The 12,206-nt window shown below is 60.1% G+C and carries 7 protein-coding genes and 2 pseudogenes; 3 read left to right on the top strand and 6 right to left on the bottom strand.

Going from position 1 to position 12,206, the window contains the following annotated elements; all coding sequences use genetic code 11:
• Window positions 1-4 precede the first annotated feature (4 nt).
• The 3 genes from IPP88_09735 to IPP88_09725 all read left to right on the top strand — a co-directional run bounded on the left by IPP88_09735 (window position 5) and on the right by IPP88_09725 (window position 3,529).
• Window positions 5-778 carry a glucose 1-dehydrogenase gene (locus tag IPP88_09735; protein ID MBL0122985.1) on the top strand — a complete coding sequence of 258 codons (774 nt, stop codon included), beginning with the start codon at window positions 5-7 and terminating at the stop codon, window positions 776-778.
• A 420-nt stretch (window positions 779-1,198) separates the two neighbouring features.
• Window positions 1,199-1,723, top strand: a complete 525-nt coding sequence (locus IPP88_09730) for a TonB-dependent receptor (protein MBL0122984.1) — start codon at window positions 1,199-1,201, stop codon at window positions 1,721-1,723.
• Window positions 1,724-1,765: 42 nt separating this feature from the next.
• On the top strand, window positions 1,766-3,529 hold the full coding sequence (locus tag IPP88_09725; GenBank protein ID MBL0122983.1) for a TonB-dependent receptor: 1,764 nt from the start codon (window positions 1,766-1,768) through the stop codon (window positions 3,527-3,529).
• A 464-nt stretch (window positions 3,530-3,993) separates the two neighbouring features.
• Here IPP88_09725 and IPP88_09720 read toward each other — a convergent pair whose 3' ends face one another.
• The 6 genes and pseudogenes from IPP88_09720 to IPP88_09695 all read right to left on the bottom strand — a co-directional run bounded on the left by IPP88_09720 (window position 3,994) and on the right by IPP88_09695 (window position 12,203).
• Window positions 3,994-4,524 (bottom strand): nuclear transport factor 2 family protein, encoded by a 531-nt coding sequence (locus IPP88_09720; GenBank protein MBL0122982.1) that lies wholly within the window; start codon window positions 4,522-4,524, stop codon window positions 3,994-3,996.
• Between the two features lie 22 nt (window positions 4,525-4,546).
• Window positions 4,547-5,419, bottom strand: a complete 873-nt coding sequence (locus tag IPP88_09715) for a TIGR03619 family F420-dependent LLM class oxidoreductase (protein MBL0122981.1) — start codon at window positions 5,417-5,419, stop codon at window positions 4,547-4,549.
• On the bottom strand, window positions 5,404-8,190 hold the full coding sequence (cofH, locus tag IPP88_09710) for a 5-amino-6-(D-ribitylamino)uracil--L-tyrosine 4-hydroxyphenyl transferase CofH (GenBank protein MBL0122980.1): 2,787 nt from the start codon (window positions 8,188-8,190) through the stop codon (window positions 5,404-5,406). Before cofH ends, IPP88_09715 begins: the two co-directional genes overlap by 16 nt.
• Window positions 8,191-8,413: 223 nt before the next feature.
• Entirely contained in the window at window positions 8,414-9,373 is a 960-nt protein-coding gene (locus IPP88_09705) for a 2-phospho-L-lactate transferase (GenBank protein ID MBL0122979.1), read from the bottom strand.
• Window positions 9,370-10,126 (bottom strand): annotated as a pseudogene (cofE, locus tag IPP88_09700) (coenzyme F420-0:L-glutamate ligase). The gene IPP88_09705 and the pseudogene cofE overlap by 4 nt, the downstream one beginning before the upstream one ends.
• 81 nt (window positions 10,127-10,207) lie before the next feature.
• Window positions 10,208-12,203: pseudogene (locus IPP88_09695) on the bottom strand (FAD-dependent oxidoreductase).
• Between the last annotated feature and the right edge of the window lie 3 nt (window positions 12,204-12,206).

The following is a 12,206-nucleotide window of genomic DNA, read 5'->3' as shown; positions in this document are numbered from 1 at the left end:
CAGCATGGATCGGTTTCACGACAAAGTATGCATGATCACCGGCGGTGGCGGAGGCATAGGCCGCGCCACGGCGCTTTCTTTTGCACATGAAGGAGCCCAGGTGGTGGTGACCGACCTCGATGTTGAAGCTGGTGCGGCCGTGGCTCAGGAGATCAACGCCGCGCAGGGCGACGGTCGCGCATTGTACCTGCCACACGAGGTGACTTCTCCTGCCGAGTGGGACAGTGTAATTGCGGCAGTGCTGGCGCGTTACGAGCGGCTCGATGTGTTGGTGAATAATGCTGGCATTTTGATCAAGGGCAGCATCGAGGACGCCACGCTGGAACAGTGGCACAAGTTGCTGCGAGTGAATACCGACAGCGCCTTTCTCGGTTGTCAGGCGGCCGTGCGCGTCATGAAAGGCAAGGGCGGCGGCGCCATCGTCAATGTTTCCTCCATCACCGGCCTCAGTGCCCGCTCCGACTATGTCGGCTATGTAGCATCCAAGCATGCCATGCTCGGCCTGTCGCGTGCGGTGGCGATCCATTGCCGCCAGAAGCGTTACGGCATCCGCTGCAATAGCGTGCATCCCGACGGCGTGCTGACGGCGATGACACTCTCGCAGCTTCCGCCGGGGGTCGACGCCGAATTGCTGTGCATGGATCGCGATCCGATGCAGCGTCAATGCCGGCCGCAGGATGTCGCCGATGCCATCCTGTTTCTGGCCTCGGCGCAGGCGCGCGCCATCAATGGCACGGAGTTGCGCGTGGACGGCGGCCAGCTGCTGATGTCATTGTAAATTGCCATCACATGAAATGGCTGTAGCGAAAGGGCATGAGAAGGCGTCGGCTAAAGATATCGCTAGATTGCTTCTGCTCAATCAGGTTGTGAGTATGCCGAGCACGGAAGAATATTTGGCAATTCCCAGTTTGGTGGCGCCCCTGCTGTCGTTACTGAACGTCGGGGATATCGCCATTCCTTGCCAATGGATGGAGGTGGGCGACCAAATCCCGAACTTGGCGCATTGCTCAAGCTGTGGATGATGCAAAGCTGTATCTCATCCATATGGACGATGTTGCGTTTGCATGCTTCGATACACTCGCCACAGTTGTGCCGCGTATGGCCCGCGGGGGCTTGAGTATCTGCGGCGAGCCGACGTACACGCGTTGTTGCCAAGGTGGCGCAACGTACTTCATTTCACTTGAAGAGGAGAAACAGGATGGCAACTAATAAATCAAAATGGGTTGTCCGGGCACTGCCGATGCTGATCGCTTCGATCTACGCCGGTGGCACCATGGCGCAGGAGCAACTCGAAGCGATCGTCGTTACGGCCCAGAAGCGACAAGAGAAGTTGCAGGATGTGCCGATTTCTATTACCGCCATCAGCGGAGCGCAATTGGAAGCGCGGGGCATCGAGGGCATCGCCAACCTCAACGCTGTGGCGCCGAACATGGCATTCCGTTCCAATCCGGGCTCGGACCTTATCTCCACTGTAATTTTGCGTGGCTCCGGTACCGGCCAGCCGGCCATCTGGGTTGATCCGGCAGTCGGTATGTACCTCGATGGCGTGTACATTGGCAAGTCGCAGGGCAGTGTCTTCGACGTTGTTGATATCGAACGAGTTGAAGTCCTGCGCGGCCCGCAGGGCACTCTGTTCGGGCGCAACACCGAAGGCGGCGCGGTCAACCTCGTCAGCCGTCGCCCAACCGGCGACTGGAGTGGCTCGGTCGGCGGAGATCGGTAACCGCAGACACACTGTCGAGCGGGTCTCCTTGACCTGCCAAAGATGGGCATCGCAAGCATCAGTGTTGGCTATCGCAAAGAAGACCGAAACGGCTGGGCCAAAAACCTTACGGGTCCCGATTTGGGTGCCAAGGACAAGGAAGCATATCGTCTCGCTGCAACGCTGGACTTCAGCAAGGATTTCAAGGTCGACTACACCTACGACCACTCCGAGATCAACAATACTCCGGCGCCGACCAGCCTCTATTCGCTAGAGGGGTGGTCTGGAGGGCTTAAGACATTCTGGCTTCCTTTTGCATCCGCGTTTGGCGGTACGTTCGTGGTTACGGCCTTGGGCAATGCACAACACAATGCCATGCTGCCTTACGTTACGCAGACGCGGCCCGACACGGTTAGCACCAACGGTTCGGCCGGCATCTTCGAAAGATCGCGCACCGAGGGACACGCCTTGGTTGCGGATTACAAACTCAACGACAGGAATGAGCTCAAGTACATCTTCTCAACGCGCAAGATGAGGTACAACGACCGCCAAGATATTGACGGCACGCCAGTAAATTTTGCCACCGTATTCCCTGGCTTTCTCGCGGGCTTGAACGTTTACTATGATCGGCTCACCGACTACAAGCAAGATTCGCATGAACTGCAGTGGATCGGCAACATTGATCGCCTGAAATACGTGCTCGGCCTGTACAACTTCAAGGATGATGGTACTACGGTGGGTGCACAGAATTTTGATTTATTCTTGGGAGGTCCGATTCGCTCCGACTACTCCTCGAGAACCAATACCAAGGCTTGGTACGGACAACTCGACTATGCGCTGGCCGAGGCTTGGACAGCTACCGCCGGCGTGCGCCAGACCAGAGAAGAAAAGGGCGGTTGGACACACCGCTTTAACACCACCGGTTATGACGGCCCGTTCAAGTCCAACATCTTTGGGCCGGTCGATTACAACGCGACTTTCAGCGGCACAACGCCCATGGCGGCATTGGCATTCAAGTATAGCGACACGACCAACCTTTACGCGCGCGTGGCCAAAGGTTTCAAGAGTGGCGGCTTCAGTTCTGAACTGACCAGCAAAGCGGTGCTGACGCCCTATAAGCCGCAGACTTCGGTGTCGGTGGAACTGGGGGTCAAGAACTCATTCTTCAATAACCGTGCCCAGTTGAACGCAGCGATCTTCCAGAACAAGATCTCCGATCAGCAATTGACCCAGTTGGTACCTGCATCGACCGAATCCTTTCTGTCCAACGCCGGTAAGTCAACCTACAAGGGCTTGGAACTGGAAGGTGCGCTGATCCCGGTCGAAGGCTGGAAGGTCCAGGGCAGTTACGGTTACCTCGATACCAAGTACGGTTCGTATATCGACAATGCGCTAAACATTGCCGGCCGACCGCTGATCGACACGGCAAGCAACAAGCTCGCGCCCTACGCGCCTAAGAACACGGCCAGCCTGACAGTCGACGGTCGATTGACCAAGACGGCTTGGGGCACGCTGCGCGCGATTGTTGATTACACTTATGTCTCGTCGACCTACCTTTACTCGGTCAATAAGGATCTGCGAGCCTCTAATGCCGGTGGTAGCTATAGCGCAGCGCTTGATAGCATACCTGCGCTTACCAACGTCAACTTCAAGTTGCTGTTGGCCGGCATTCCGGTTGGTGGACCAGGCAGCGCAGATCTGGCCATCTGGGTCAAGAACGTTAGCGACGAGAAGAAACAGATGCAGGGCATCGACTTTGGCATGCTTCGCACCGCCAACTGGCAGGAGCCGCGCAGCTATGGCATGACGTTAAACTACAAGTGGTAAGTTTCAGTTAGGCGGCGGCGATCCCGTCGGCGGCTGTCAGAGGGGCGATGGGCAACCATTGCCCCTCGCGTTTTAGGCCGCGTTGGCTCGATGGCAACCTCAGTTGCCGCCGCCGCAATTGGGCCTCGACGCCGGTTAACCTGACCGTGTCCAATGCCGAGCTGCAATCCACAAACTTGCAATCGGGCTATGGAATGCTCGTTTGGCGCTGTCGCGACTCAAGGTCGGTCTGGTGCCAAGGACGGGAACCTGACAGTGGCCTTGTGGGCAAGAATTTGTCCGGCAAGATATGCATTAACCTAGCATATCGGATGTGGGCCTCGGCCGTTCGGCGTACCGAGGTGAACCGCACTTAGTCAGCCTGGATGTGATCGTGCAGTACTGATTTGCTCAACGGTGGTGAAGAGGGCGGCAGGATTGTGTCTCCCATATCTTTTCTTCCGCCGGAGTTGTCGCCTGCGTCATCAGGCCGCGTCGGTCGTTTTCCGGCCGGTTTTCGCAATATATTGCGCGGTCACCGGCGGACGCTCGGTCATCAGTTCGTCGATCTCGTAGATACGCTCGTAGCGGCTCTCGATGATTTGCCAGCGGCCTTCTTCCTTGACGTAACGATCGCGATAGAGCGCTGTGCCACATACGTAGTGCATGTCGGCGAAGCGGTAGAAATTATCGTGCAGGTACCAGATGCCGGTCGCTTCCGTCTCGCTGAGAATGTCGATCTCAGGATGGTGGCCGTTGTGCTGAGCGATGACGTTGCTGTTGAAGCTGGCGGCGATCGCTTCGACGTACTCCTCGCGACCGTGCAACTCCCACACGTAGGTCCCGCCGATGAAATACACCATCACATCCTTATGGAAGAGGGTGTTGAGTTCCTCGATGTTCGCAGTGTCGATGCAGCGAAAGTAGGCGTGCTTGACGCGCTTGACGGCCTCAATGTCCTTCAGTATGCGCACATCGCGCCGCAGTTGCTGGAATTCGTCTTCTGAAAAGCTCATGTGATTTCTCCAGTCATCGAATTCATGCCAGCTTGGCGATCACTGTGTCAGCGAAACGACGCAGACCGTCAAGTTTTTCTTGCAACTTGCAGGCCGAATCGTAGACGTTCCAAGGCGCGGCACACAGGTCGGTGACGCCGAGATCTGCGACGCGGTGGTAATCATCGACGTTGCGCGCGTTCATGTCGTTGCCAAAGATCTGGAAGTCCGCGCGGTGCTGGGTGCCGTGCTCGGCGCGAAGGGCATTGAGTTCGTCGATCAATTTCTTCAGATCGGCGAAATCAGTGTTGGCCGACATCCAGCCGTCGCCCAGGCGTGCGGCGCGCGCCAGCGCAGGACGGGCGTGCCCTCCAATGATGAAGGGAACTGGCCGATCCGGCACGGGACACATCTTCATCGGCCCGAAATCGTAGTTGTCGCTGTGATACTCGAAGTAGTCGCCGCGCATGGCGCCACGGACAATGGCGATGCATTCATCGAAGAGCTTTCCGCGCTTGTCGTAGTCCACGCCGTTATAAGCGAAATCCTCCTTCCACGGACTCAAGCCGGCCCCAAGCACGAGGCGGTTGTTGCTGATCACCGCCAGCGAAGTGATGGCCTTGGCCAGGATCAGCGGTTGCCGCACTGGCACCTTGAGCACGCCGGGGACCAGCCGCAGCCTACTGGTCACGGCGGCGATAGCCGAGAGAGCAACGAAAGGTTCGATCACCGGCGCCACCGAGAGGTATTGGCGGACAGCGCTGGTGTCGGCGTAGGGGTATTCGGATTCGGAGATTTTCGGAAAGAAAATGCTGTCTGGCAGTGAGATGGCGTCCCAGCCGCATTCCTCGGCCGCCTTGGCGATCGCGAGGTAGTCCTGGTAACCGCCGAGTCCCAGCATCAAAGTGAAGCGCACGATAGTTCTCCCCGGAGTGATTGATGAATGTTGCCTGTGCGCCGTGGTGCGACGCGCTGGTAGAGCGTGGTGCGTTGCCACACAGGTCGGCCTATGCTTGCCGCCATTTCGGCGAAACGCGCCGGCGTGACTTCTTGACCGTTGAGGCCGCCAGCGGCGCGTGTGATCGATTCGTACATCAATGTGCCGCCGATGTCGTTGGCGCCAGCCTGCAGGCAGAGCAAGGCGCCGGCTGGGCTCAGCTTGGGCCAGGAAGTCTGAATATTGCGTATGAGCGGATGCAGCACCAAACGAGCCACAGCATGCATGGCGAGCACCTCGCGCAGGGTCGGACCGGAACGCGCCAGGCCTTTGCGCCATAGCGGAGATTCCATGTGCACGAAGGGCAGGGGCACGAATTCGGTGAAGCCGCCGCTTTCCTCTTGCAAGTCACGAATATGCAAAAGGTGGCGGGCCCAGTGTTCGGGATGGTCGACGTGGCCGAACATGATCGTGGCGGTGCTCTTCAGGCCGACGGCATGGGCCGTTGCCATCACCTCCAGCCACTGCCGCGTGGTCAGCTTGTCGGCACAGATGATAGCGCGTACTTCGTCATCGAGGGTCTCAGCTGCGGTCCCCGGCAGGCTACCCAATCCGGCATCCTTCAAGTCGGCCAGAAAGTCGGCGAGCGGCAAGCCCAACGTCTTGGCGCCAGTCCAAACCTCGAGTGGCGAGAAGGCGTGCACGTGCATATCTGGTACCGCCGTCTTTACGGCAGTGAGAATATCTAAATAGGTCTGGCCGGTATAGTTGGGGTGTATGCCCCCTTGCAGGCAGACTTCTCGGGCGCCCCGTTGCCAGGCTTCGACGGCGCGCGCCGCCACGTCCTCCGGCTCCATAAGATAGGCCGGGCCGCGCAAAGCTTCCGCACTGCGCCCCTTTGCAAAGGCACAAAAGCCGCATTTGTGCAGGCAGATGTTGGTGTAATTGATGTTGCAGTTGACGACGTAGGACATCGCAGCGCCGACACTGTCGGCACGCAGTTCGTTTGCGCCGGCAAGTAGGGCCCGCAGATCGTTGCCTTCGGCGCAGAAGAGCTTGACGATTTCGGGTTCCGCAAGCCGTTCGCCGCCGCTGGCCCGCTGTAACAGCCGGCGCAGTTCGGGGCTGCTTCGCTGCTGGGGCGGTTGCAGCCAGTCGCTAGCGTTGGCGGGTGGTGTCAGGCCTGTACCCGGATGCCAGGCATCGGCGCGCGCCCGCCCCATAGCATCGCTGGCGCGCAGCAGGGGCGTAAGCATGGCGGCATCGACCCAGGGTTGCGGCTTACGTGCATACGCCGGAGCGAGGGCCAGTCGTTCGACAAGGTGGCGGCTGTGGGCGGCAGTTTCGCGGTTCAACTCTTCAATATGCGGCCAAGGAGCTTCCGGATTGACGTGATCAGGCGTCAGCGGCGAAACCCCACCCCAGTCGTTGATGCCCGCCCGCAACAAGTAGCCGAGTTCGCCACTACGTAGATTGGGCGGCGCCTGCAGGGTCATCGTAGGGCCGAAAATCAGCCGCGCCACGGCGATGGTCCACAGGTGTTCGCGTAAGTCCGGCTCGGCCGCTGATGCCATGGCGGTGTCGGGCTTAGCTCGGAAATTCTGTATGATGATCTCCTGAAGGTGGCCGAATTTGTCATTCAATTCGCGCAGAGCAAGTAGCGCCTCGATACGCTCGCGCCGTGTCTCGCCGATACCTATGAGGATGCCGCTGGTGAAGGGAATGGCTAGTGCGCCGGCAGCCGCCAGCATCGCCAGCCTTGCCTTGGGTACCTTGTCGGGGGATGCGTGATGAGGTCCGCCGCGCTTGCACAAGCGTGCGGCTGAAGACTCCAGCATCAATCCCATCGACACAGAAACCGGGCGTAGGCGCTGCATGTCCTCTCTGGACATCACGCCGGGATTGAGGTGGGGCAGCAGGCCGGTCTCCTTCTGCACCAGCGTCGCCATTGCCGCCACATAATCTAGGGTCGATGCATAGCCCATCTCCTGCAGCGCTTGCCGCGCTGCTGGATAGCGCTGCTCTGGCTTGTCGCCCAAGGTGAACAGGGCTTCCTTGCAACCTGCCGCAGCACCTGCGCGTGCGATGCTCAGCACTTCGTCCGGGCTCATGTAGGCCTGCACACCGTGCTCAGGTTGCTCGGCAAACGTGCAATAGCCGCAGTTGTTGCGGCAGAGTCGCGTCAGGGGGATAAAAACCTTGCGCGAATAGCTGACGTTTCGGCCATGGCCGGCCAGGGTCAGCGCTTCGGCTGCGGCGAGGAGGGCATCCATGTCCTCGAAGTCCGCCAGGTCCAAGGCTTCCCGCCCCAGTCGCTCTCCGCCGCTTGCAGCAGCAATTAAGCGCAAGCCCGTCTTAGTCATGCGGGACTCCTCCAAATATGAATTGATGAAAGTGTAGCGTGGCGTGTTGGCCAGAAGCGCCAGATCTGCCTCGGTATCGATGTCAAGACACAGGCCGGGCAGGTCGACCAGAGCGGCGCGACGGCCGCTCGACGTGGCTTGCGCCAAATGTTTTTGCAAGCTCATCTCGCCGAAGCAGAAGCTGAAGTTGCCGGGCAGCGCCATGAACACGGCATTGGTGCCTTGGCGCCGGCTGTCAGGTGCGAACGCGAGACCCTGCCGGCGTCCGGCCGCGACCAGGGCATCGATCTCCTGTGAGGTCAGCAACGGCAGGTCGGCGTGGAGCACCAGCATTCCCACTGCGCCGTTCGCCTGCAGCCAGTCGACACGCTTGGGCGGCGGCGGCATTGAGGCCGCCGCCGGCGTCGGCAACCACGTGATATCCGAGTACCAGATCTTCTGGGCTGATCACGGCGATGCTGCCCCGATGCTCGCCGCGTCGTGCAGCGCCTTGATGACATCGGCCAGCATGTGCGCCGGACTGCGTCCTGGCGCTCTCCCGGCTTCAATACGGTCCCCAACCTCTGCTTGCAGTCGGCCAGCGTCTTGACGGTGATGACGGCCCAGCAGCTCATGCTTCGGCTCGCTCCGTTGTGAGGGTCGCGGCGAACTCCAACGTGGCGCCGGCCAGGCGTTGGCGATCAGCGACGGTTTGCATCAGGGTGTCGCAGACCAGCGTCGGGAGTTGAATTTCATCAGCGTATTCATGATCGCGGATATCGAGTACGAATCCGTCTATCCATCCGGCATAGTGCCGGGCCACCGCTGACGGAGTCACGGGCAGACCGAGTTCCGTCATGATCTTGGCCGTCGGCCCCTTTACCGCCTTGCCGCCGACCAGCGGCGAAACCGCGACCACCGGCACGCTGCTGGCGCGCAACAGTTCGCGCATGCCAGACAGGGCGCGTATCGGGTCTATACTCAGCCATGGATTGGACGGACAGATTACGATCGCGACGAGATTACTTGCGCGCAAGGCCGCCACCGCGCCGGGGCTAGGCTGCGCCGCAGTGGCGCCGGCAAAGCGCAGGGCATGGATGCACGGCCGGCATTGGCGACGCACAAAATATTCCTGAAAGCAGAGTTCGCCCTGGTCGGTCACTACGCGTGTGCTGACCAGATCATTGCTCATGGGTAGGATGGCGGCGGCGATGCCGAAACGCCGTGCGAAATCGTCAGTAATGGCGCTCAGGGTTTCACCGCTACGCAAGCGACGCGTGCGCTCTGCGTGTACCTCCAAATCGCGGTCGCCGAGCTTGAACCAGGTTTCGCCGCCCTGATGTGCCTGCTCTTCCATGAAGCGCCACGTTTCATCGCGTTGCCCCCAGCCGGTCTCGGGATTGGCTCGGTCGGAAAGGGTATACAGCGTGGTATCGATGTCGGGAGAAATGCTCAATCCCAAGTGTGCGAAATCGTCGCCGGTATTGACGACGATGCTCAAGGTGTTGGGAGGCAGGATGCCCAACAGGCCGAGCGACAGCTTGGCACCGCCGACGCCACCGGAAAGGGCAACCACCGTGCCGCTGCTCATCGGAACAGGTCTTCGGTGAGCGGGCGGATAAGTGAGCGCGCTGGACAATCAGGCGCGCTCCAGTCAAGTCCTTGCACGAGTACTGCCGGGACACCTTCGGCGCCTTCACCCATGACCAGGCCAGCGGCGGCGGCCAGCGCATCGGCCAGCGCCACTTGCGTAACTTCCATGCCGCGCCCGAAGCGGTCTGGTTCTCCCCCGACGGTCGATCAATGACGGCAGGCCAGCGGCACCTAGCGCGACATTGATTACGCCGTTGCGCCAGGGACGTCCGAAGCTGTCGCTGATGATGACGCCGAGGTCGGTGCCGAGATGGATGCGCAGTGCCGCGCGGAGCAACGCGGCTGAGGCGTCGGGGTCCGCCGGCAGCAACAGTACGCGCTCTTCACCGGGCGGGCTCGGCACGTTGGAGCGATCTATGCCGGCGTTGGCCATGACGTAGCCGAGACGGTGGCGAACGATAAGGACGCCGGGTCGCGCGCGCAACACCTCTGAGGACTCGGCGAGTATCAGTTCGACCAAGCGGGGATCCTTGCCTGTGAGCCCGGCCAGCTCCTGCGCGCGGGGCGAGGGCGAAACGGCATTCAGATCAACACTGCGACCTTCGGCCTTGGAAACGATTTTCTGGGCGACGACGAGAATGTCTTTGCTGGCCGTGGTTGGCATGGCGGCGGCCAATAGCGCCGCCAGATCGTCTCCGGCGCCGATCTCAGCCATGCGCTGCAAGGCGTTGAAGCGGATGCACGTACTCATCAACTGATCGCCTCACAGAGGTGAATGTACCGGCGACGGACATTATCGTCACCGTCTGCGCAACTCATCGTCGAAACCGACCTAGATCACCAGCCCGATGCTAGCTCCATGCCTTGTCGCTTCTGCCATGCGGCGGGCAGCCATGCGGCGCCGGCCAGGTAGAGTTGCGCTATGCTGCCCTCGGCCTTGAGCCGGTCATACAGGTCGTGCGTCGGCACCGCCCCGTAAACAAGCACCACGCTGTCGAAGCCTTCCTGGCGATAAGTATGGTTACCGAAAGCCGAAACGAATTCGAGCGTATCGGGATGAATCTTCGTCAGGACCATATTCGGATGGATGAGGACGCCGCAAGTTTCCATACGGGCCAGGACCATTCCGACCGAATACCTGGCGATCTCCCAGCCCAAGTGCACGTTTTGTGGAAGACCTCAACGTGTTTGCCCTTGTCGGCCAGGTATTCCGCAACACAGGCTGTTTCGTAATAATCTTCCTGGGAGACGAGTGCCACCCGGTTTCCGGTCGAGGACTTGCCTTTCATCACTTCCCAGCCTTGGACCACATGGGGCAATTCTAGACCGACCACATCGTGGGGTACGCGCGGGACCGCGCCCGTCGCAATGACGACTGCATCCGGTGATAGCGCCTTGATTGCGGCGATATCCGCAATGGACTCTAGACGGACGTCGACGCCTAAACGCGTCATTTCGTTTTCCTCGAAATAGATTTGGTCCTCGAAGGAGTCGCGTCCGGGGGCTTTGGCGGAAATCAGCAACTGGCCGCCCAGGCGTTTGCCCTGCTCCAGAAGCGTTACCTGGTGACCGCGCATGGCCGCCACACGCGCGGCTTCGCAGCCGGCGAGACCGCCGCCTACCACCACCACGCGCTTGACCTTCTCCGCTGCCTTGTACTGTTGTTGCCAGCGCAACTCGTTTCCTATTACGGGATTGATCGAGCACATCGGCGTGTAGGGGATGTAAAGGGATTCCGATGCCTCGTCGATGCAGCGCGTACAGGCAATGCAGCGGCGTATCTCGCCGAGACGTCCCTCGCGCGCTTTGTTGGCGAAATCGGGGTCGGCGATACCGGCGCGCACCATGCCCACCAAGTCGCAAAAGCCGCCCTTGATCAACTCCTCGGCTAGGACGGGATCGTTAATGCGCCCCGTGAACAGCACGGCGCTTTTCTTGTCCATCTCGGCAAGGTCGGCTTTTGCCGCCTTGCCGATCTCGCGGTATTCCGCATGCGGATAATAGGACGACGGCACATAGGAAGGCGCACCCCAGCAATGACCGATGTCGATGTTCACGAAATCGAGCAGGCCGGTCTCGGCGATCGCATAGAGCATCTCGCGCATTTCCATGGTGTCGTAACCGCCGGCGCGAAATTCCTTGCCGCTGATACGTATGCCTAGGGCGAGCGAGTCGCCAACGCGGCTCTTCACACGTTTGAGCGCTTCCACGACGAAGCGGATGCGCTCAAGCGGGCCACCGCCCCAGCGGTCCGTACGCTTGTTCGTTGCCGGCGACAAAAAGCTATGACCGATGGTCTCGTGGGCGCAGTGGATCTCGATGCCATCTGCGCCCACGGCCTTGGCGACCTCGGCCGCATCGGCATAGGTGTTAAGGCAGAATTCGATCTCGTCTTCGCCGAGCACATGGGGCGTATAACTCTGCGCCCCGACCACAGGTACCGGCGAAGGCGACCAAATGGAAGTGAGTTGGGTCAGTTGTACCACTGCAACGGCGCCTTCCTTGTGCACTTCGTCGACGAACTTCTTCATTCCCTCGGCGAATGCCGGAAACTGATAGGCTGCGTAATGTCCGCCGCAACCGATGGACAGGCCAATTTCATCCGGTGTTTCCGGTGGAAACGGTACATTAAGCAGCCAGGTTTCGCTGCCGATCCAGCCAGTGCCGCCGCGCGCCTTGGCGATATGATGGGCGATGAAGTTCTCGTCTATCATGCCAGGAGTCATCGACGAATTGATGGTATTGGTGGTCTCGCAGACACGGTTCGGTGCCCGCATCGGCCCCACCTGCAAGGGGGCAAAAAGGTGGTCGAATTTCACATTGCTCATGGT

The sequence above is a fragment of the Betaproteobacteria bacterium genome, from assembly GCA_016720925.1.
Classification (GTDB): Bacteria; Pseudomonadota; Gammaproteobacteria; order Burkholderiales; family Usitatibacteraceae; genus UKL13-2.
This window is presented reverse-complemented; position numbering and strand designations above follow the sequence as displayed.